The 20,899-nt window shown below is 70.1% G+C and carries 15 protein-coding genes and 1 pseudogene; 11 read left to right on the top strand and 5 right to left on the bottom strand.

The features are described 5' to 3' along the window. Positions 1–100: 100 nt before the first annotated feature. On the bottom strand, positions 101–1,096 hold the full coding sequence (locus OHO27_RS10670; RefSeq protein ID WP_328422614.1) for a TAXI family TRAP transporter solute-binding subunit: 996 nt from the start codon (positions 1,094–1,096) through the stop codon (positions 101–103). A gap of 210 nt (positions 1,097–1,306) precedes the next feature. Here OHO27_RS10670 and OHO27_RS10665 point away from each other — a divergent pair, with 210 nt between their 5' ends. From OHO27_RS10665 to OHO27_RS10655, 3 genes are all read left to right on the top strand, one after another. Beyond that, a complete protein-coding gene (locus tag OHO27_RS10665; RefSeq protein ID WP_328422612.1) occupies positions 1,307–1,720 on the top strand; it encodes a MazG nucleotide pyrophosphohydrolase domain-containing protein in 414 nt (137 codons plus the stop codon). Positions 1,721–1,823: 103 nt separating this feature from the next. Further along, positions 1,824–3,341, top strand: coding sequence for a tRNA (N6-isopentenyl adenosine(37)-C2)-methylthiotransferase MiaB (miaB, locus tag OHO27_RS10660; protein WP_328422610.1), 1,518 nt, complete (start codon positions 1,824–1,826; stop codon positions 3,339–3,341). An 80-nt stretch (positions 3,342–3,421) separates the two neighbouring features. Continuing rightward, positions 3,422–4,135 (top strand): class III extradiol dioxygenase subunit B-like domain-containing protein, encoded by a 714-nt coding sequence (locus OHO27_RS10655; RefSeq protein WP_328422608.1) that lies wholly within the window; start codon positions 3,422–3,424, stop codon positions 4,133–4,135. Positions 4,136–4,269: 134 nt separating this feature from the next. On the opposite strand, the gene OHO27_RS10650 is transcribed toward OHO27_RS10655, so the two are convergent. Both OHO27_RS10650 and OHO27_RS10645 read right to left on the bottom strand, forming a co-directional pair. After that, positions 4,270–4,539, bottom strand: coding sequence for an antitoxin (locus OHO27_RS10650; RefSeq protein ID WP_328422606.1), 270 nt, complete (start codon positions 4,537–4,539; stop codon positions 4,270–4,272). A gap of 24 nt (positions 4,540–4,563) precedes the next feature. Further along, entirely contained in the window at positions 4,564–4,839 is a 276-nt protein-coding gene (locus OHO27_RS10645) for a hypothetical protein (protein WP_328422604.1), read from the bottom strand. Between the two features lie 182 nt (positions 4,840–5,021). Here OHO27_RS10645 and miaA point away from each other — a divergent pair, with 182 nt between their 5' ends. The 6 genes from miaA to hflX all read left to right on the top strand — a co-directional run bounded on the left by miaA (position 5,022) and on the right by hflX (position 13,488). Beyond that, the gene (gene miaA / locus OHO27_RS10640; RefSeq protein ID WP_328422602.1) at positions 5,022–5,960 is read left to right on the top strand and encodes a tRNA (adenosine(37)-N6)-dimethylallyltransferase MiaA; all 939 of its coding nucleotides are present in this window, start codon (positions 5,022–5,024) and stop codon (positions 5,958–5,960) included. 108 nt (positions 5,961–6,068) lie between these two features. Continuing rightward, on the top strand, positions 6,069–6,572 hold the full coding sequence (locus tag OHO27_RS10635; RefSeq protein ID WP_328430400.1) for a hypothetical protein: 504 nt from the start codon (positions 6,069–6,071) through the stop codon (positions 6,570–6,572). A gap of 60 nt (positions 6,573–6,632) precedes the next feature. Then, a complete protein-coding gene (gene dapF, locus OHO27_RS10630) occupies positions 6,633–7,502 on the top strand; it encodes a diaminopimelate epimerase (protein WP_328422600.1) in 870 nt (289 codons plus the stop codon). A 299-nt stretch (positions 7,503–7,801) separates the two neighbouring features. Continuing rightward, positions 7,802–9,985, top strand: coding sequence for a RelA/SpoT family protein (locus OHO27_RS10625; protein WP_328422598.1), 2,184 nt, complete (start codon positions 7,802–7,804; stop codon positions 9,983–9,985). A 185-nt stretch (positions 9,986–10,170) separates the two neighbouring features. After that, positions 10,171–11,802 (top strand): M1 family metallopeptidase, encoded by a 1,632-nt coding sequence (locus tag OHO27_RS10620; RefSeq protein WP_328422596.1) that lies wholly within the window; start codon positions 10,171–10,173, stop codon positions 11,800–11,802. Between the two features lie 192 nt (positions 11,803–11,994). Beyond that, positions 11,995–13,488: a GTPase HflX gene (gene hflX, locus OHO27_RS10615; RefSeq protein WP_328422594.1), complete on the top strand. Its 1,494-nt coding sequence runs from the start codon at positions 11,995–11,997 to the stop codon at positions 13,486–13,488. Between the two features lie 119 nt (positions 13,489–13,607). Here the strand turns inward: hflX and OHO27_RS10610 are convergent. Beyond that, positions 13,608–14,815 (bottom strand): annotated as a pseudogene (locus OHO27_RS10610) (trypsin-like serine peptidase). A gap of 247 nt (positions 14,816–15,062) precedes the next feature. Next, positions 15,063–16,295, bottom strand: coding sequence for a trypsin-like serine peptidase (locus tag OHO27_RS10605; protein WP_328422592.1), 1,233 nt, complete (start codon positions 16,293–16,295; stop codon positions 15,063–15,065). 353 nt (positions 16,296–16,648) lie between these two features. On the opposite strand from OHO27_RS10605, the gene OHO27_RS10600 reads away from it, so the two are divergent. Together OHO27_RS10600 and OHO27_RS10595 are read left to right on the top strand one after the other, a co-directional pair. After that, positions 16,649–18,409 (top strand): diaminobutyrate--2-oxoglutarate transaminase family protein, encoded by a 1,761-nt coding sequence (locus OHO27_RS10600; protein WP_328422590.1) that lies wholly within the window; start codon positions 16,649–16,651, stop codon positions 18,407–18,409. Positions 18,410–18,758: 349 nt separating this feature from the next. After that, positions 18,759–20,891, top strand: a complete 2,133-nt coding sequence (locus OHO27_RS10595; RefSeq protein WP_443059700.1) for an IucA/IucC family protein — start codon at positions 18,759–18,761, stop codon at positions 20,889–20,891. Positions 20,892–20,899: the final 8 nt, after the last annotated feature.

Below are 20,899 nucleotides of genomic sequence, written 5' to 3'. Positions count from 1 at the left end.
TGCGGCTGATCGGGTCCCGCTCGACCGTTCGACCGCTCGACCGTTCCTGCGGTTCGGCGGAGCCCCATGGCTTCACCGAGTCCCGCGGTTCGGCAGAGCCCTACGGCTTCACCGAGCGGTAATAGTTCCGAGCCCCGGCGTGCAGGGTCAGGGGGTTGGTGTAGATCGCCGTGCGCAGGTCGACGAGTTGCGCGGAGTGGACGTGGGCGCCGATGCCGTCGCGACTCTTGATCACCGTCCGGGTCAGCCATTCGGTGAGCCGGGGGTCCATGTCCTTGCGGGTGATCAACAGGTTGGAGACGGCGATCGTGGGCACCGTGTCGCCGTTCTGGATGGTCGGATAGGCCGACTCCGGCATGTTGGTCGCCCGGTAGAAGTGGGCCGCGTCGCCCTGGGCGTGCACCTTGGCGACGAGGCCGGCGTCGATCGGCACGAACCGGAACGCGGAGGTCTCGGCGATCTGCTCCAGCCCGCCCGTGGGCACCCCGCCCGACCAGAAGAACGCGTCGAGCTCGTGCCCCAGCCGCTTGGGCCCGGTGTCGATGCCGTCCGACCTGGGCGTGATGTCCTTCTCCGGGTCGATGCCGGCGGCCTCCAGCACGCGCGTGGCGATCAGCCGCACGCCGGAGTGGGGTAGCCCTATGGCCACCCGCTTGCCCTTGAGGTCGGCGACGGAGCGGATGTCCGAGTCCGGCGGGACGACGAGCTGTACGTAGTCGTCGTACAGGCGGGCGACGCCGCGCAGCCGGTCCATGACGGGCTTGCCGTCGATCCGGTACGTGTCCACCGCGTCGGCGGCGGCGATCGTGAAGTCGGCCTTGCCGGTCGCCACACGCTCGACGTTCTCCTGGGACCCGGCGCTGGTCAGCAGCCGCACGTTCAGCTGCGGCATGTCCTTGGCAAGCTCCTCGCGCAGAAGCTCGCCGTACTCCTGGTACACCCCCGCGCGCGTGCCCGTACTGAAAGTGATCGTCCCGCTCGGCGTCTCCTCACCGAGGGGCAGCAGCCACCACAGCAGCAACCCGAGGGTCACGAGCCCGGCCGCCGCGCCCTGCAGGGCCCGGCGCCTGCTGATGCGGGTGAGTGCCTTGGACATGTCCGCGATCCTGCCAGCAGGAACGCGGTGCTGACCAGGGCAGGGGTCACAGGCGGACGGCACGGAGGGGGCGGGGAGGCAGGCGACCGACAGCGATCGGCCTCCGCCACCGGCCCGCCTCAACACCGTCAGCGGCGGTCGCACCCGCGGCGAGGACGGTCCGACCCGGCTGTCGACCCGACTGTCAGACCCCGCCGACAAAGTCGCCGCATGAGTTCCTCTCCCGCCAACCTGGTCCGTGAATTCCACCTCGCCTTCGGTCTCGACGCCCGCAGTACACCGACCGAGGTCTCCCCGGAACTCGCCGCCCATCGTGGGGAACTGCTCGCCGAGGAGGCCGAGGAGGCCGAGGAGGTCGCCGAGGTGTCCGTCGCCGGCCCGCTCGACAAGCTCGCGCACGAGCTGGCCGACGTGGTCTACGTCGCGTACGGAACGGCCCTGGTCCACGGCATCGACCTCGATGCCGTCCTGGCCGAGATCCACCGGTCCAACATGACCAAGCTGGGCCCCGACGGCCGGGTCGCCCGCCGGGCCGACGGCAAGGTCCTCAAGGGTGAGCACTACGAAGTACCCGACGTATCGAGTGTGCTGCGCCGCCAGGGGTGGGGCGGCGACGGGGCCTAGGCCGGACACGACCTAGCCGGGCCGGCGACGGACGGTCGGGCGCTCACGGCGTGACCGTCTCGGGCCGGGCCAACGGGCTTTCACGACCGCATACCCTTGTCCCATGAGCAGCAGCGACCGGAGCCAGGCAGTGGGCGTGAAGACATACGAGGTGCGCACCTACGGGTGCCAGATGAACGTCCACGATTCCGAGCGATTGTCCGGGCTGCTCGAAGACGCCGGTTACGTACGCGCGCCCGAGGGCTCGGACGGCGACGCGGACGTAGTGGTATTCAACACCTGCGCGGTCCGTGAGAACGCCGACAACAAGCTGTACGGCAACCTCGGCCATCTCGCGCCGATGAAGACCAAGCGGCCCGGGATGCAGATCGCGGTCGGCGGCTGCCTCGCACAGAAGGACCGCGACACCATCGTGAAGCGGGCGCCCTGGGTGGACGTCGTCTTCGGCACGCACAACATCGGCAAGCTGCCCGTCCTGCTGGAACGCGCGCGCGTGCAGGAGGAGGCGCAGGTCGAGATCGCCGAGTCGCTGGAGGCGTTCCCGTCGACGCTGCCGACGAGGCGCGAGAGCGCCTACGCGGCCTGGGTGTCGATCTCCGTCGGCTGCAACAACACCTGCACCTTCTGCATCGTCCCGGCCCTGCGCGGCAAGGAGAAGGACCGCCGCCCCGGCGACATCCTCGCCGAGGTCGAGGCCCTGGTCGCCGAGGGCGTCAGCGAGATCACGCTGCTCGGCCAGAACGTCAACGCGTACGGCTCCGACATCGGCGACCGCGAGGCGTTCAGCAAGCTGCTGCGGGCCTGCGGGAACATCGACGGCCTGGAGCGCGTCCGCTTCACGTCCCCGCACCCGCGCGACTTCACCGACGACGTCATCGCCGCCATGGCCGAGACGCCGAACGCGATGCCGCAGCTGCACATGCCGCTCCAGTCCGGCTCGGACACGGTCCTGAAGGCGATGCGCCGCTCCTACCGTCAGGATCGCTACCTGGGGATCATCGAGAAGGTCCGCGCCGCCATCCCGCACGCCGCGATCACGACCGACATCATCGTGGGCTTCCCCGGCGAGACGGAGGAGGACTTCGAGCAGACGCTGCACGTGGTCCGCGAGGCCCGCTTCGCGCAGGCGTTCACCTTCCAGTACTCCAAGCGCCCCGGCACCCCCGCGGCCACCATGGAGAACCAGATCCCCAAGAAGGTCGTCCAGGCGCGCTACGAGCGCCTCGTTGCCCTTCAGGAGGAGATCTCCTGGGAGGAGAACAAGAAGCAGGTCGGCCGCACGTTCGAGCTGATGGTCGCCGAGGGCGAGGGCCGCAAGGACGGCGCCACCCACCGCCTGTCCGGGCGTGCCCCCGACAACCGCCTGGTCCACTTCACCAAGCCGGAGCAGGACGTCCGTCCCGGCGACGTGGTGACCGTCGAGATCACGTATGCCGCCCCGCACCACCTCCTCGCCGAGGGGCCCGCCCTGGACGTGCGCCGCACGCGCGCGGGTGACGCTTGGGAGAAGCGCAACACCGCCGAGGCCGCCACGCCCGCGGGCGTGATGCTCGGCCTCCCGAAGATCGGCGTCCCGGCTCCGCAGCCGGTGACGACGGGGAGCGGCTGCGGCTGCGACTGAGGCGCTCAGGGTCCTCGACCTGACCGGCGTGCTCATCGAGGAGTGACACCCGGCCGACCCGCGGGGTTACCCTGCCGATCATGCTTGTCGCTGCCGCAGTCTGCCCCTGCCCGCCTCTCCTCGTCCCGCAGGTCGCCGCGGGGGCTGCACCCGAGCTGGACGCCGCGCGGGCGGCGTGCACGGACGCGCTCGGCGTCCTCGCAGCCGCCAGGCCCGACCTTCTCGTGGTCGTCGGACCTGCTGAGGAGAGCGGCCACGGAACGTACGCCGAAGGTACGCCGGGCTCGTTCCGGGGCTTCGGCGTGGACGTCGACGTTCGACTGGGCGCGCAGGCGGCGGAGGAGCCACGGCGTGCGCTGCCGACCTCGCTCGCTGTCGCGGCGTGGCTGCTGGAGCGGACCACCTGGGCGGACGCCCCGATCGAGGGGCTCGGTGTGAGGGAACCTCTCGAGGCCGAGCGGTGTATTGATATCGGAAGGGACACCGCCGCCCGAGCCGACCGGGTGGCGCTGTTGGTGATGGGCGACTCCAGTGCCTGCCGCACGCTCAAGGCTCCTGGCTACCTCGATGAGCGGGCGGCACCCTTCGACGCGTCCGTCGCGCGTGCCCTGGGCGAGGCGGACGTGGCCGCCCTCAAGGAGCTGGACACCGAGCTCGCACGCGAGTTGAAGGCCTCCGGCCGAGCCTCCTGGCAGGTCCTCGCGGGCGCTGCCGAGGAGGCGGGACTTGAGGGCGCCTTGCTCTATGAGGACGCGCCGTACGGCGTGGCGTACCTGGTCGCGACCTGGTCGTAGCCCGCGTCGGCCTGGGCTCACGTCGGACTGGTCGTGCGCACGTCGGCGCAGCTCGCAGGGGCACGCCGACGCCGTCCGGAAACGGCGGACGGCCGGGAGCGGTCAAGCTCCGCGGCCGTCCGGCGATGTGCCGTTCAGGTGGTCGGCGGGGGTGCGTCCGGCGGAGGTGTGCTGCTGCCGGTCGCCGTGTCGTCGTCCTTGTGCGCGAGTCGGCCCATGGCGCCCTTGGCCTTGCCCGTGCCGGTGTGGATCCTGTCGCTGTACTTGCCCTTGGTCCGCTGGTCGACGGCCCTCGCGGCCTTGTCGAGGCCGTGATGGACCTGCTCCTCGTGCCGCTGCGCGAAGTCGGAGACCTTGTCCTTGGCCGGGGCGAGTTTGGCTTTCAAATTGTGCATCAGACCCATGCTTCACCTTCCCGCGCGGGGCAGTTACGTGCGGGCGCCTTCGCCGGCCTCACTGTCGGCTGCCTCGTCGGCGGACTGCTGCTTCGGGATCTCGACGCCGTCGTCGGTGTCGGCATCGGCCTCGACGGCCTCCGCCGCCGTCGACTCGGCCGCGTCCTCGGCCTTGGTCTCGGCCGTCCCCTTCGCCTCCGCCGCCTCTTCCGCCGTCGGCTCGGCCGTTGGTGTGTCGGCCTGGGCCTCGGCGGTTGACGTCTCGTCCGTGGCCTTCGACCTCCGCAAAAGTCGTGCGAAAACGCCCATATCCACTCCATACGTTACTCGTGCGGGCGAAATCCCGCGTCGTCCGGTGCGTCCGTTTGCGCCCCCGGGCCGCCGCCTCCTCGAAACCGGCGGCGAAAACCTCGCAACAGGAAACGACCCCGCGCGTGTGCCGTCACGTAACTCGTTCGAGGCCACCCCGTGAGGTTTGCGAGACTGGGGCGGTGAGTAGTGCACCCCTCGCCCCCCGTGTCATCGCCGTAGTCGGACCCACCGCGGCCGGAAAGTCCGATCTGGGCGTTTTCCTCGCCCAGCAGCTCGGGGGTGAGGTCGTCAACGCCGACTCCATGCAGCTCTACCGAGGGATGGACATCGGCACCGCCAAGCTGACGCCCCAGGAGCGCGCGGGCGTGCCGCACCACCTCCTGGACATCTGGGACGTCACCGTCGCGGCGTCCGTCGCCGAGTACCAGCGGCTCGCGCGGGAGCGGATCGACGCACTGCTCGCCGAGGGGCGCTGGCCGATCCTGGTCGGCGGCTCGGGGCTGTACGTCCGTGGTGCCGTCGACAACCTGGAGTTCCCCGGCACCGACCCCGAGGTCAGGGCCCGGCTCGAGGAGGAGCTCGCGCTGCGCGGATCCGGCGCGCTGCACGCCCGCCTCGCCGCCGCCGACCCCGAGGCCGCGCAGGCGATCCTGCCCAGCAACGGCCGCCGTATCGTCCGGGCTCTCGAGGTGATCGAGATCACCGGCCAGCCCTTCACGGCCAATCTCCCCGGTCATGACTCGATCTACGACACGGTCCAGATCGGCGTCGACGTGGCCCGACCCGAGCTGGACGAGCGCATCGCGAGCCGGGTCGACCGGATGTGGGACGCCGGGCTCGTGGACGAGGTCCGCGAGCTCGAGGCGCAGGGGTTGCGCAGGGGGCGTACGGCCTCGCGCGCACTCGGGTACCAGCAGGTCCTCGCGGCGCTCGCCGGGGAGTGCACGCTGGAAGAAGCGCGGGCCGAGACCGTTCGTGCCACCAAGCGCTTCGCGCGCCGCCAGGATTCATGGTTCAGGCGCGACCCGCGGGTGCACTGGCTGAGTGGGGCTGCGGCAGATCTCACAGAACTTCCGCATCTCGCACTGGCGTTGGTCGAACGACCGGTTACAGCCTGATCACGTGATTGCATCGGGACGCTCCGGCCGTCATCCCGGCCTCCGGCGCCGTGCCATCATCGAGCTTCGATCGACCAAGTGGAGTCCGAGTTGGGAGGGCGCGTGGCGATGGAGGCCGGCCCTCGCGACACCGCACAAGGCACCGAGAACGTCACCGCCGACCGGGACGAACCGGAGCGGGACGGCGACCGTCTGAGCCCGGACCTGGACGACGAGCCAGAGGGCGGCGTCACCGACGACGGCCCCGAGCCCGAGGAGATGTACGCCGGCGGCCCGGAGGTCGAGGTCGAGCTGCGCCCGCAGCGCCGACTGCGTATCTGGCAGCTCGCGCCCATCGTGTCCCTGGCAGCGGTCGGCTCCCTGATGTTCGCATTCCCCCTGGCCTTCGACTTCGGCGACAGCGGGGCCGTGATCGCCATGCTGGGGCTCCTGATCTGCTCCTGCGCGGCCGGCTGGGGCATGATGGCCGCACGCCGCGTCGGCTACACCTGGCCGGGGCTGCCGCAGCGGGGCTCAGGGCGCAGACCGGACTGGCGGGTCGTGATCGCGTATGCCCTGGTCGTCGCCGCAATCGTCGTTCTGGCCGTGTGGCGAGTGGCTCGCCTGCGCTGACGCGGTCGCCGGGCAGGCTCCCTTTTCGGCTCTGTCATAGCGGCACCGTACGATCGAGGAATGAGCACGCGGATCGCCTTCCTCAAGGGCCACGGCACCGAGAACGACTTCGTGATCGTCCCGGACCCCGAGAACGCCGTCGACCTGCCCCCGAGCGCCGTTGCCGCCCTGTGCGACCGCCGCGCGGGCATCGGTGGTGACGGACTGCTGCACGTCGTGCGGTCCGCGGCGCACCCCGAAGCCAAGGACATGGCGACCGAGGCCGAGTGGTTCATGGACTACCGCAACGGCGACGGCTCGATCGCGGAGATGTGCGGGAACGGCGTGCGCGTCTTCGCGCGCTACCTCCAGCGTGCCGGACACGTCACCGAGGGGGACCTCGCGGTCGCCACCCGCGGAGGTGTGAAGGCCGTGCACATCGCCAAGGACGGTGACGTGACGGTCGGCATGGGCCAGGCGCTGCTCCCCGAGGGAGACGTCACGGTCAGCGTCGGTGAGCGCAGCTGGCCCGCGCGGCACGTGAACATGGGCAACCCGCACGCGGTCGCTTTCGTGGACGACCTCGCGCACGCCGGCGACCTGTACTCCCCGCCGCCGTTCAGCCCGGCCTCGGCGTACCCGGACGGTGTGAACGTCGAGTTCGTCGTCGACCGGGCGCCCCGGCACGTCGCGCTGCGTGTGCACGAGCGCGGTGCCGGCGAGACCCGGTCGTGCGGCACGGGCGCGTGCGCCGTCGCCGTGGCCGCCGCGCGGCGGGACGGGGCCGACCCGGCGGTCACCGGAGCTCCCGTGACGTACACCGTCGATGTGCCCGGCGGCACCCTGGTGATCACCGAGCGACCCGATGGCGAGATCGAGATGACCGGCCCCGCGGTGATCGTGGCCACAGGGGAGATCGACGCGGAGTGGCTGGAAACGTTCGCTCGTTGAGCGGTTCCCTGACTCGGCTCAAAGCCGCACAGGCGAGCCGTGGCCCGAGATTACGGGCGCGGGGATCCCGGGCGCGTTCGAGATCACGAACGACAGCGGGCCGTGTGGCGCAAAAACGTAAACCCATAAACCCTCGCTCGAATGGGTGATCCGTTTCACGCTGGGCGAGAGGCGGTCAGTCGCACGTGATGGGCTCGGTAGCATCAAGCACCGGCCCGGACGGGGGAGATGTCGTCGTCCCCTGAGCCGTGTCCGCCATGGGGCACCCCGTTCGCCGGTCCACGCAGCCGGAGGTGCCCATGAGTGCGGAGGCCACGAATCCCGCGACGCCAGGCCCGGTAGCAGGCCCTGTGACGCCTGCGGTGCCACGCAGGAAGGCCCGCGCACGCATCGACCTGCGCCGCCTCGGCCGGGCTGCGCTGCTCGGCCCCGCCTCGCGCGGCCGGCTGCCCGACGCGATCGGCCATGTCGTCGACGCGCACCGGGCCCACCACTCCGACGCCGACCTCGAACCCCTGCGCCGCGCCTATGTACTGGCGGAGTCCTCGCACCGCGGCCAGATGCGCAAGAGCGGCGAGCCGTACATCACGCACCCGCTCGCCGTGACCCTGATCCTCGCCGAACTCGGCGCCGAAACCACGACCTTGACGGCGTCCTTGCTCCACGACACCGTCGAGGACACCGACGTGACGCTCGATCAGGTAGGCGAGCAGTTCGGTGCGGAGGTCCGCTTCCTCGTCGACGGCGTGACCAAGCTGGAGAAGGTCGACTACGGCGCCGCCGCCGAGCCTGAGACCTTCCGCAAGATGCTCGTTGCGACCGGCAACGACGTCCGTGTGATGTCGATCAAACTCGCCGACCGGCTGCACAACATGCGCACCCTCGGCGTGATGCGCCCCGAGAAACAGGCCCGCATCGCCAAGGTGACCCGCGACGTCCTCATCCCGCTCGCCGAGCGGCTCGGCGTCCAGGCGCTCAAGACGGAACTGGAAGACCTGGTCTTCGCGATCCTGCACCCCGAGGAGTACAAGCACACACGGGAGTTGATCGTCGGCAACGTCGCACGCGCCGACGATCCGCTCGCGGAGATGGCCGACGAGATGCGCAAGGTCCTGCGCGAGGCAGGCATCCAGGCAGAAGTCCTCATCAGGCCACGGCATTTCGTCTCCGTGCACCGGGTGTCCCGCAAGCGCGGCCGGATGCGCGGCTCCGACTTCGGGCGGCTGCTGGTCCTGGTGAGCGAGGACGCGGACTGTTACGGCGTCCTGGGTGAGCTGCACACCTGTATGACGCCGGTCGTCTCGGAGTTCAAGGACTTCATCGCCGTCCCCAAGTTCAACCTGTACCAGTCGCTGCACACGGCCGTCGCCCGCGCGGACGGCCAGGTCGCCGAAGTCCTCATCCGGACCCACCAGATGCACAAGGTCGCCGAGGCCGGTGTCGTGGCGCTCGGCAATCCCTACGCTCATCCTTCGGAGGAGCAGGCCGCGTCGAGCGACGGCGAGCGCGCCGACCCCACGCGCCCTGGCTGGCTGTCCCGCCTTCTCGACTGGCAGGAGGCCGCCCCCGACCCGGACACCTTCTGGTCCACGCTGCGGGAGGACCTGGCCCAGGACCGTGAGATCACCGTTTACCGGCCCGATGGTGGCGCCCTCGGCCTGCCCGAGGGCGCGACCTGTGTGGACGCCGCGTACGCCCAGTACGGCGAGGACGCGCACGCGTGCATCGGTGCCCGCGTCAACGGCCGCCTGGCGACCCTCAGTACGGTGCTGCGGGACGGCGACACCGTCCAGCTCCTGATGGGCCAGGATCCGGCCTCGGAGCCCTCCAGGGAGTGGCTGGAGCACGCCCACACGCCCGCCGCGCGGATCGCCATCCAGCGGTGGCTGACCACCCACCCCCAGCAGGGTGACGCCGCCGAGGAGCCTGTGACGCAGTTCCGGTCCTCGGCCGAGGAATCGGGGAGCCCGCCGGCCGACGCGGACGTTCCTGCCGTACGCCTGGCCGTCGAGGGGCCACTCGGGCGACCAGCCGCCAGCGTTCTCGTCGACCGGCCCGGCGCGACCGTACGCCTCGCCGGTTGCTGCACGCCCGTACCGCCCGACGAGGTCACCGGGTTCACCGTGCGCGGGGGAGTGGTGACGGTTCACCGCATCGAGTGCGCCGCGGTGGCGCGTATGAAGAGCGCCGGGCGCGCGGAGGTCGACGTGCGCTGGGGTGACACCACCGAGTGCCGGGTCACGCTGGTCGCCGAATCGTTCGTTCGCCCCCACCTCCTGGCGGACCTCACCGAAGCCATGGCCATGGAGGGGGCGGAGATCGTCTCGGCGACGGTCGAACCCCCGACCCAGCAGCGCGTACGCCACACGTACACCGTCCAACTGCCGGACGCGGCGCTGCTGCCGGGGCTCATGCGGGCGATGCGGAACGTGGCGGGCGTGTACGACGTGACGAGGGCGCAACCGCAGACGCAGGGGGCGTGAGGGGCGCGGGGCGCGCCGGGGGCCGGTCGATGTCGGCTTTCACGCCCGGTCGTCCCTCGGGCAGCCGTTCACCTGCCGTTCCCGTGGCAATTCCCCAAAGACTTGCACCCACTTGACATACCCGTTCGAGTGGGCCGGTCGCGCGTCGTCAACGCCGCGCACGCGCGCGCTGATAGCCGTGGTGCATGCTGCTCATCCCCCGCACCGAGGCTCAGCGACCAGCCCCTGGCGCTCCTCGCACCCGTCCCGGATCCCCGAGGCGACGCAAGGCGCTCGCGCTGTTCGCCGCAACCGCCTCCTTCGGTCTCCTCGCCGCCAGTGCCCCCGTCACGCCCCTGGGAATCGGCGACCGCCTCTTCCCGAACCTGGGCAACCCCGGCTACGACGTGGCGTCGTACGACCTGTCCTTCCGCTACTCCGGCTCCAACGACAAGCCCCTCCAGGCCGTCACCACGATCGACGCGTGGACGACCAAGGACCTGGACCGCGTCAACCTGGACTTCGCCCACGGAAAGGTCGAGTCCGTCCAGGTCGACGGGGAGCCGGCGACGTTCCGCAGCGCCGGTGAGGACCTCGTCGTCACTCCCGAGGAGCCGCTGTCCGACGGCAGCTGGACGCAGATCACCGTGCGGCACACCAGCGATCCCGTGTACACAAAGGGCCGGGACGGCGGCTGGGTGCAGACCTCGGACGGCCTTGTGATGGCCAACCAGGCCGACGCCGCCCACGTCGTGTTCCCGTGCAACGACCACCCGTCCGACAAGGCCATGTTCACCTTCCGGGTCACCGCGCCCAAGGGCTACACCGCTGTCGCCAACGGCCTGCCGACCGACGTGGACCGCGCGGCCGACGCGACGACATGGACGTACCGCACCCGGCACCCCATGGCCACCGAGCTCGCCCAGGTCTCCATCGGCCGCTCCACGGTGGTGCGTCGCACGGGCCCGCACGGGCTGCCCCTACGGGACGTCGTGCCCACCAAGGACCGCAAACAGCTCGAACCGTGGCTGAAGAAGACCCCCGGCCAGATCTCCTGGATGGAGAGCAAGATCGGGCGGTACCCCCTCGAGACGTACGGCCTGCTCATGGCGGACGCCGCCACCGGCTTCGAACTCGAGACCCAGACGCTCTCCCTCTTCGAGAGGGACCTCTTCACCGAGGCCGCCTACCCGAAGTGGTACATCGAGTCGATCATGGTGCACGAGCTGGCGCACCAGTGGTTCGGCGACAGCGTCAGCCCGCGCACCTGGTCCGACCTGTGGCTCAGCGAAGGGCACGCCACCTGGTACGAGGCCCTGTACGCGGCCGAGAAGGCGGGCAGGCCGATGGAAGCGCGGATGAAGGCCGCGTACGCCGCGTCCGACCGCTGGCGTACGGCCGGCGGACCGCCCGCGGCACCCAAGGCGGCAGCCGCCGGCAAGAAGAACGGCATTTTCCGGCCGAACGTCTATGACGGCGCGGCCCTGGTCCTTTACGCCCTCCGCCAGGAGATCGGCGCCCCGGACTTCGAGCGCCTGGAGCGCGCCTGGGTGAAGCGCCACAAGGACCGCTCCGCCACGACCGCGGACTTCGTCGCGCTCGCGGAGGACATCTCCGGACGCCAGCTCGACGGCTTCATGCACGCCTGGCTGTACGGCAAGAAGACCCCGCCGATGCCCGGTCAGCCGGAGTGGAAGGCCGCGGACCCCGAGAAGGCGGCGAAGAAGACGGTCTCCGAGAAGGCGGCCAAGAAGGTGGCCTCCGGGAAGGCGGCCAAGAAATCGGGCGCCGGGAACGCGGCCAAGAAGGCCGGCCCCAAGAAGGCAGCCGATAAATAAGGCGGTGACGAGACGTGCCGTGCCGTGCGACCATTTTCCGGTCGGCACGGCACGGCACGCGGGAATCTCCCGAGGCGCTCGTGCGTTGTGAGCAGTGACGGAAAGTTATTCGGGGCGTCACGGACTCGGTCCGGGAAGCCACCGTCACTGCCACAGTCGCCGCAAGCGGATTCCCATCGACGTAAGGACCCAATGACCTCCTCTTCTTCCTTTTCCCAGGACACGCAGCGCGCCGCGCACACTCACCCCGAAGGCCTTCGGGCCGATGCCCTGATGGAAGAGGACGTCGCCTGGAGCCACGAGATCGACGGAGAGCGGGACGGCGACCAGTTCGACCGCTCCGACCGCGCGGCTCTGCGCCGTGTGGCGGGCCTCTCCACCGAGCTCGAGGACGTCACCGAGGTCGAGTACCGCCAGCTCCGCCTGGAGCGGGTCGTGCTCGTCGGTGTCTGGACCACGGGGACCGCGCAGGACGCGGACAACTCCCTCGCGGAGCTCGCCGCCCTCGCGGAGACCGCGGGCGCGCTGGTGCTCGACGGCGTGATCCAGCGCCGTGACAAGCCCGACGCTGCCACCTATATCGGCTCCGGCAAGGCCGAGGAGCTGCGGGACATCGTGCTGGAAACCGGCGCCGACACCGTCATCTGCGATGGTGAGCTCAGCCCCGGCCAGCTCATCCACCTCGAGGACGTCGTCAAGGTCAAGGTCATCGACCGTACGGCCCTGATCCTCGACATCTTCGCCCAGCACGCCAAGTCCCGAGAGGGCAAGGCGCAGGTCGCGCTCGCGCAGATGCAGTACATGCTGCCGAGGCTGCGCGGCTGGGGTCAGTCGCTGTCCCGGCAGATGGGCGGCGGGAAGGGCGGCGGGCTCGCCACCCGTGGTCCCGGTGAGACCAAGATCGAGACGGACCGGCGACGGATCCGCGAGAAGATGGCGAAGATGCGCCGTGAGATCGCGGAGATGAAGACCGGCCGCGAGATCCAGCGCCAGGTACGCCGGCGCAACAAGGTGCCGTCGGTCGCCATCGCGGGCTACACCAACGCGGGCAAGTCCTCGCTGCTCAACCGCCTCACGGGCGCGGGCGTGCTGGTCGAGAACGCCCTGTTCGCGACCCTTGACCCGACCGTGCGCCGGGCCGAGACCCCGGGCGGACGGCTCTACACGCTGGCCGACACCGTCGGCTTCGTACGACACCTGCCGCACCACCTGGTCGAGGCGTTCCGCTCCACGATGGAGGAGGTCGGCGCTTCCGACCTGATCCTGCACGTGGTGGACGGTTCGCACCCGAACCCGGAGGAGCAGCTGGCCGCCGTGCGCGAGGTGATCAGGGACGTCGGCGCCACCGACGTACCGGAGATCGTCGTGATCAACAAGGCGGACGCGGCCGACCCACTGACGCTGCAGCGGCTGCTGCGGATCGAGACGCGTTCGATTGCGGTCTCGGCCCGCACTGGCCAGGGCATCGACGAGCTGCTCGCGCTGATCGACAACGAGCTGCCCCGCCCGTCCGTCGAGATCGAGGCACTCGTGCCGTACACGCACGGCAAGCTGGTCGCCCGCGCCCACACCGAGGGCGAGGTGATCTCCGAGGAGCACACCCCGGAGGGCACGCTGCTCAAGGCGCGGGTGCACGAGGAGCTGGCGGCGGATCTCGCGCCGTACGTTCCGGCGCCGACCGCCTGAGCCGTCGTAAGCCGACCGCCTGAGCCGCTGATCCACAGCGGCTCAGGCTGCCATGGCAATGCCGAAGGCCCGCCCCCTGTGGCAGGGGAGCGGGCCTTAGTCGTGCCCTTACCTGCGCGTCACCGACCGCCGTACGTCCTGCTCATGTGCTGGTACACCGCCTCGGCGCCGGCGCCCAGCTGCGGGCCCGCGAGCCAGGTGTTGTCCTCAGGGCCGATCGAGGTGTTCGAGACCAGCTTGGTCTCGCCGTTCACGACACGGATCCAGCCGCCGCCCGACGAACCGCCGGTCATGGTGCAGCCGATGCGGTACATCGTCGGCAGGGCCGGACTGAGCGAGAACCGGCCGGGCTGGTCGAGGCACTTGAACATCTGCAGGCCGTTGTACGGAGGCGCCGCCGGGTAGCCCCAGCCGCCCATCGTCCCGGCCTCGGTCGCCGCCGGGGCCGAGAAGTCCACGTCGAGTGCGGCGCCGACCGTCTCCTCGAGCGACTTGGAGCCCTGCTCCGGCTTCACATGCAGCACGGAGTAGTCGTACGCGGCACCCGCCCCGCCCGTCTCCGAGCCGCCCTGGATCCAGTCGTTCGAGGTCGAGACCCAGTCGGCCCACCAGTTGCCGTACGGGGCGACCTCAGCAGGCGTGGCGTTGCCGAGCTGCGCCTCGGACTTGCCGAGGTCGTTGTAGGACGGGACGAAGACGATGTTGCGGTACCAGCCGCCCTTGCCACCGGCGTGCACACAGTGACCGGCCGTCCAGACCAGGTTGGACTTGCCGGGGTGGTTGACGTCCTTGACGACCGTGCCGGAGCAGACGGCAGGGCCGTCGGGGGGTCGAAGAAGACCTTGCCGACGGGGGCCGCGTTGTCGTGGTACGGCGTCTTCTCGGCCGTGGCCTGGACGGGCGCAGGCTCCGGGTCGCTCACGCCCTGGTCGGCCGAGGCGTCCTGCGTGGTGACCGTCTTGTTGGCCTCCTTCGCGGACTGCATCCGCTCAGGCTTCCAGAGGCCCTCGATCACCGGGTTGACGAAGTCCTTGGCTTCGCTGAGCCACTTGTCCTTGTCCCAGTCCTTCCAGCCGCCCCTGGTCCACTTGTCGACATCGATGCCGTGCTTCTCGAGCTTGTCCGCGATGTCGGCCGGGATCTGGATCTTGTCCTCGCCGAGGCCGGCGGCCCGGGACGCGGCAGCGTCGGCCTTGTCGCTCGCCGCGCTCTCCGCCGAGCCGTCACAGGCGGTCGCGGTGAGCGCCAGGACGGCAACGAGGCCGGTGGCGGCCAGGCCGGAGCGCCGTCCTCTGCGTGGAGCTGCGGACATATGTGTGGAACGCATGGTGCGGTAACCCCCGTTGGAACGTGCTGTGCCGTAGTACCTGACATCAGATGCGGGTCACGATGGTCCACGCACGCTCTCGTGCGGGACCCTCGGGCGCGACACCCCACTATGCCCGTGGAGTTGAGGGCGAACGGCGGTGAGGCGGTGAAGGTTTCTTCCCGCCACCCCACCATCCCACCGCCCCACCGACGTCGATGCCTACGGTGGCGTCACTGCCCGACCTCTGCGTCGACGCCGGCCGACATCACTGACCGGTGAACTTGTCGCTCATCCTGTCGAAGATGCCCTTGGCCTCCTTGCCCAGCCGCGGACCTGCCAGCCAGCCCGAATCGACCGGGCCGATGGAGGTGTTGGACACAAGCGCCGGCTTGCCGTCCGAGCCCGTCGCGATCCAGCCGCCACCGGACGAACCGCCGGTCATGGTGCAGCCGATCCGGTACATCGTCGGATCCGACCCATTGAGCGAAAGCCGACCGGGCTTGTCCTGGCACTGGTACAGCTTCTCGCCGTCGAACGGCGCGGCGGCCGGATAGCCGATCGCCTTGATGCTGTCCACGTCGGGGACGGCCGGAGCGTTGAAGTCCACCGGCAGGGCCGAACCGACCGTCTCCTCCAGGGACTTGCCGTTGCTGCCCTCCTCCGGCTTCACATGCAGCACCGCGAAGTCGTACGAGGCGCCGTCCCCGCCCGTCGCACCGCCCTGTGCGATCCACTGGTCGGAGGTCTGTGCCCAGTCGGCCCACCAGACGCCGAACGGAGCGACCTGCTCCCGCGTCGCGCTCTCGCGCTTCGTGGCCGACATGTCGTCGTTGTTGTACGACGGCACGAAGGTGATGTTGCGGTACCAGCCGCCGCTCTTGCCCGCGTGAACGCAGTGGCCGGCCGTCCACACCATGTTGGACTTGCCGGGGTTGGCCGGGTCCTGCACGACCGTCGCCGAGCAGACCATCGTGCCCTCGGGGGAGTCGAAGAACACCTTGCCCGCCTCGGGTGCGTTGACGTGGTACGCAGGCGGCACGGCCTGAGCGTCCACGGGCTCCGGCGTCGGGTCGGTCACACCCTGGTCACCGGAAAGGTCACTTTCGTCGACGCCCCGGTCCGGGTCCTCGGCGTCCCGCATCCGGTCCGGGTCCCACAAGCCCTCGATGATCGGGTTGATGTAGTCCTGGGCCTCGCGGAGCCAGTCGTCCCTGTCCCACTTCTTCCAGGCGCCGTCCTTCCACTTGTCGATGTCGATCCCGTGCTCTTTGAGCTTGTCCTTGATGTCGTCCGGGATCGTGATCTCGCCCTCGCCCTCGCCCTCGCCCCCGGCCGCGGCGGACGCCGTGGCATCGCCGCCCGCCTCGGCGTCGCCCGAGTCGCAGGCCGTGACGGTGAGGGCCAGCGCGGCGGCGAGCGCGACTATGGGCAGCGGGGAGGTTCTGCGGCGCGTGCTCCTCCCTCGGCGAGCGGTGAACGACGGTCGTATCGATCGCATGATCTGACTCCCCTGGGGTGACGGTACTTGGCGCCTCGGCCGTGAACTTCCGCTGATCAATCGCTGGTCCGGCGTGATGTCACGGCGCGTTGGGACGGCACCACACACTATGCGCTCGCTGTGGGGGACTTCCGACGGAACGGCAACGGTTCCGTCACGGCAAGGATCTTGAAGCAACCCGTAACCCGGTGAACGGTCCGCGGTTGGTAGCCGTGGGGACCTGCTGTCTGTGTGCGGTCCCCTGTGCCCAGTTCCCCGGAGTTTCGAGTGGACGCTCGCGGGGCTTCGTATGTCGGGTCGGGCGAGGATGCGACAGACCTGCTCGCCCCTGGACAGCGGGAGGACAGGGAGCCATGGCCGTGACCGAATCTGTGCGTGAGGGTACGTCCGACTCGGCGGGGGCTGCCGCCGTGCACGAGGGGATCCTGCGACGGCAGTCGGCGCGCGAGTCGTCGGCGCGCACCTACGCTCGCGCCCTGCCGATCGTGCCGGTACGGGCGCGCGGGCTGACCATCGAGGGGGCGGACGGCCGCCGTTACCTGGACTGCCTCTCCGGCGCCGGGACGCTGGCGCTCGGGCACAACCACCCGGTCGTCCTGGAAGCCATCCGCAAGGTCCTGGACTCGGGGGCACCACTGCACGTCCTCGATCTGGCCACGCCAGTCAAGGACGCCTTCATCACCGAGCTGTTCCGAACCCTGCCGCCCGGTCTCGCCGACCACGCGCGCGTGCAGTTCTGCGGACCGGCCGGAACCGATGCGGTGGAAGCCGCCTTCAAGCTCGTCCGGGCCGCGACCGGACGGACCGGGATGCTCGCGTTCAGCGGTGCGTACCACGGGATGACCGCTGGAGCGCTCGAAGCATCCGGAGGCGCCTTCGACGTACGGGTCGCGCGCCTGCCGTACCCCCAGGACTACCGCTGCCCCTTCGGTGTCGGCGGCGAACACGGTGCCGAACTCGCCGCCCGCTGGACCGAGTCCGTCCTCGACGACCCGAAATCGGGTGTGCCGTGCCCCGCCGGGATGATCCTCGAACCGGTCCAGGGCGAGGGCGGAGTGATCCCCGCGCCTGACGGGTGGCTGCGGCGCATGAGGCAGATCACCGCCGACCGCTCCATCCCGCTGATCGCCGACGAGGTCCAGACAGGGGTCGGGCGCACTGGCTCCTTCTGGGCCGTGGAGCACAGTGGCATCACCCCCGACGTCATGGTCCTCTCCAAGGCCATCGGTGGCAGCCTGCCCCTGGCCGTCATCGTCTACCGCGACGAACTCGACGCCTGGCAACCCGGCGCTCACGCCGGGACGTTCCGTGGCAACCAGCTCGCCATGGCCGCCGGCACAGCGACCCTCGCCTACGTCCGCGAGAACCGCCTCGCCGAGCGCGCGGCCGAGCTGGGCTCGCGGATGCTGCAGCAGCTCCAGGGACTTGCCGCGGAGTTCGCGTGCATCGGGGATGTGCGGGGGAGGGGGCTCATGATCGGGGTCGAGGTCGTGGAGCCACAGGGCGAATCCCAGGTGGACGAGGGGCGGCCGGCGATCCTGGCGGCGCTCGAGGGGATTGGCGTGGCCGGGCGTGAACCAGGGACCCGGGCCTGGCTCGAAGGACACGGGGGCGGTGCCGGCCAGGCCGAGTTGATCGCTTCGGTTCGATCGGGTGCGCGGAATGATCTCGGCTGGGCCGGCGGTGGGGCAGACGGTCTCGCGGGTCTCGGCCCTGCCCGGAACGCGGGTGGCTCCCCGGAGGATGTCGCTCTTGGCAGCGAAGGAGCAAGGGCGGCGGTACTCCGGGACCCGGACCACCATCCGCGTCCCGCCGCCCCCGAACTCGCCGCCGCCATCCAACAGGAGTGCCTGCGCCGTGGCCTGATCGTCGAACTCGGAGGCCGTCACTCCAGCGTTGTGCGACTCCTTCCGCCCCTGACCATCAGCGACGAGCAGGCGGCCGCTGTGCTGGACCGGTTGGCCGACGCGGTGGAGGCGGTGTCCCGCGGTCGCGCCGGTCGTATCGGCCGCAGTGGTCCCACCGGTCACACCGGTCACACCGGCCGTGATCGGACGCATCAGCCGCACTCGGGTCACCGGCAGCACAGTGACCGGGGCGACCACGCCGGGTAGCGCGGCAGGGCGTGGGCGCACGCCGGCTCCTTCCATGCCCCCGTGCTCTCGGCCCCGTGCTCTCGCCCCGGGGCCCCGCGACCAACCCACACCCGAGCGACCCGTCGCTTCCCGTCGGAACCTCGCCGCCACCTGACACACCCCCTCCAACCGCACCCTTGCGGAAACGCCGCCCTTCCCCAGACCACACCCAACCTCACTGCAATACACGGCCCGTCGCCGCTCAGCCGGAACCACTTCAAGAGGACCAGCCTTGACCACCACCCCCGCATCCGACGGCCGCACCGATACCGGCCGGCGAGGCTCCTCCGCCCCACCTGTCTCCCAGCAAGTGCCGCCCGCGTCGCATATGGAAGACGCCTGGCAGGAAGGCGGCACACCGCAGGAACGCGTGCCGGCACAGGGAGTTCGCGGGGGGCGGGTACCGCCGCTTGCGACGACGCAGGGAGGTGCTGCGGACGCCGATTGGCTGCATGGCGACGTCACCTCTGACCTTCTCGAGCATCCCGACCCGCACATCGCAGCCCAGGCCGCCGCCGTGGAGAACCTGCTCCGCTGCTGGGTACGCGAGACGAATCTCCCGGCACCTCACGGTGGGGTCCTCCGTATCCCGTTGCCTGCCACTGGCACAGCCCTGCTGGTCCCCGTTGGCTACTGGTCCCCTACGGGGTGGCACCGCTTCGGCTTCCCGTACCTGGCTGACGTGTCCGTCCCGTACCCACCGACGGATGCGGTCACCCTCGCCGCACTGCTCGCCAGGGAGACCCTCGGGGGAGGGCGCCCTGCGGCCGTGGCTTCAAGCGCCGGCCCGACGGCGCCTTTCGCCGCGCCCTTGGCCCTTGCCGCGCCACTGACCTCCGCCGCGCCCTTGACCTCTGCTGCACCTCTGACCTCTGTCGCGCCTTCGACGTCCGGCGTATCTCCGACCCCCTCCGTACCGCCGACCGACCCCGTATCCGGGTCCCCTGCTTCTCCAACGCACACAGCCCTGTCGGGCCCAGCGATTTCTGCCGCGACTGACCTCGGTGCCCGTGTCGCCGACTCTGTCCGGCGAACCGTCACCTTCATCAGTGAGCGTCGCGTAAATCCCGCCGACACCCCCGACCTGTTTCTCGCGGCCGAACAGGCGCTCCTGCTCGGACATCCGCTCCACCCGACGCCCAAGAGCCGCGAGGGCCTCACCGAGGCTGAAGCGCAGCGATACTCACCCGAGTTGTGCGGCTCCTTTCCCTTGCACTGGCTGGCTGTCGCTTCCTCCCTGCTCGCCGCCGACTCGGCCTGGACCGAACGTGGCCGTGTTGTCCCCGCCGTCCAGATCACGTCCCGACTCGCCGGCCCTGAGCTGTCGTTGCCCGACGGCTACGCGGCCCTGCCCGTCCATCCTTGGCAGCTGCGTGAGGTCCGGCACCGGCCCGAGACCGCGGCGCTGCTCGATGCCGGACTGCTCCAGGACCTCGGCGCCCGTGGCGCCTCTTGGCATCCCACCTCATCCGTACGGACCGTCTACAGGTCCGGTGCCCCCGCCATGCTCAAGGTGTCGCTGGGCCTTCGGATCACCAACTCCCGCCGTGAGAACCTCCGCAAGGAACTGCACCGCGGTGTCGAGGTCCACCGACTTCTGCGCAGTGGCCTCTCCACACAATGGCGAAGCGAGCACCCAGGCTTTGACATCGTTCGCGACCCGGCATGGCTCGCCGTCGACGGACCGGACGGCATCCCAGTAGACGGCCTTGACGTGATGATCCGGCACAACCCGTTCCGGCATTCCGACGACGTGTCCTGCGTAGCCGGACTCGTCTCACCCCGCCCGTGCGCAGAACCCGGCACCGCCACCGGCCGACCCCCGACGGGCGCGGAGCCGCTGCGGTCCCGTTTGGCCGAGCTGGTCACGTGTCTCGCCGCCCGAACAGGCCGCCCCCGTAGGACCGTTGCCGCCGAGTGGTTCCTGCGCTACCTCGAGCAGGCTGTCCGCCCTGTGCTGTGGCTGGACTCGGAGGCCGGAGTCGCCCTGGAAGCACACCAGCAGAACACACTGCTCGTACTGGACGCTGACGGCTGGCCTTCGGGCGGCCGGTACCGCGACAACCAGGGTTACTACTTCCGTGAGTCCCGGCGCGCTGAACTCGACGCCCGGTTGTCCGGCATCGGTGAGCACAGCGACACGTTCGTCTCGGACGAAGTGACCGACGAGCGTTTCGCGTACTACCTCGCGATCAACAACGTGTTCGGCCTCATCGGAGCGTTCGGCTCCCAGCGTCTCGCCGACGAGCGGCTGCTGCTCTCTGCCTTCCGCCGTTTCCTCAGTGAGGTGGCGTCCGGTCCCAGCCGACTCCGCACCTCACTACCTGCCCACCTGCTCGACTCTCCGGTTCTGCGCTGCAAGGCCAATCTGCTGACCCGGCTGCACGGCCTCGATGAACTCGTCGGCCCGGTCGACACCCAGTCCGTCTACGTCTCCATCGCCAACCCCCTGCATTCCTGACCTTTCAC

Origin of the sequence: Streptomyces sp. NBC_00443, assembly GCF_036014175.1 — a bacterium.
Lineage (GTDB): Bacteria > Actinomycetota > Actinomycetes > Streptomycetales > Streptomycetaceae > Streptomyces.
The sequence above is the reverse complement of the archived record's forward strand: the minus strand, read 5'-3'. Positions and strand labels throughout refer to the sequence as shown.

Excerpts from the sequence above, each read along its gene's own strand:
- OHO27_RS10635 (WP_328430400.1), top strand. The coding sequence starts at position 6,069 with ATGGAGGCCGGCCCTCGCGACACCGCACAAGGCACCGAGAACGTCACC.
- dapF (WP_328422600.1), top strand. The coding sequence starts at position 6,633 with ATGAGCACGCGGATCGCCTTCCTCAAGGGCCACGGCACCGAGAACGAC.
- OHO27_RS10625 (WP_328422598.1), top strand. The coding sequence starts at position 7,802 with ATGAGTGCGGAGGCCACGAATCCCGCGACGCCAGGCCCGGTAGCAGGC.
- OHO27_RS10620 (WP_328422596.1), top strand. The coding sequence starts at position 10,171 with ATGCTGCTCATCCCCCGCACCGAGGCTCAGCGACCAGCCCCTGGCGCT.
- OHO27_RS10665 (WP_328422612.1), top strand. The coding sequence starts at position 1,307 with ATGAGTTCCTCTCCCGCCAACCTGGTCCGTGAATTCCACCTCGCCTTC.
- OHO27_RS10670 (WP_328422614.1), bottom strand. The coding sequence starts at position 1,096 with ATGTCCAAGGCACTCACCCGCATCAGCAGGCGCCGGGCCCTGCAGGGC.
- OHO27_RS10645 (WP_328422604.1), bottom strand. The coding sequence starts at position 4,839 with ATGGGCGTTTTCGCACGACTTTTGCGGAGGTCGAAGGCCACGGACGAG.
- OHO27_RS10600 (WP_328422590.1), top strand. The coding sequence starts at position 16,649 with ATGGCCGTGACCGAATCTGTGCGTGAGGGTACGTCCGACTCGGCGGGG.
- OHO27_RS10655 (WP_328422608.1), top strand. The coding sequence starts at position 3,422 with ATGCTTGTCGCTGCCGCAGTCTGCCCCTGCCCGCCTCTCCTCGTCCCG.
- miaB (WP_328422610.1), top strand. The coding sequence starts at position 1,824 with ATGAGCAGCAGCGACCGGAGCCAGGCAGTGGGCGTGAAGACATACGAG.
- OHO27_RS10595 (WP_443059700.1), top strand. The coding sequence starts at position 18,759 with ATGGAAGACGCCTGGCAGGAAGGCGGCACACCGCAGGAACGCGTGCCG.
- hflX (WP_328422594.1), top strand. The coding sequence starts at position 11,995 with ATGACCTCCTCTTCTTCCTTTTCCCAGGACACGCAGCGCGCCGCGCAC.
- OHO27_RS10605 (WP_328422592.1), bottom strand. The coding sequence starts at position 16,295 with ATGCGATCGATACGACCGTCGTTCACCGCTCGCCGAGGGAGGAGCACG.
- OHO27_RS10650 (WP_328422606.1), bottom strand. The coding sequence starts at position 4,539 with ATGGGTCTGATGCACAATTTGAAAGCCAAACTCGCCCCGGCCAAGGAC.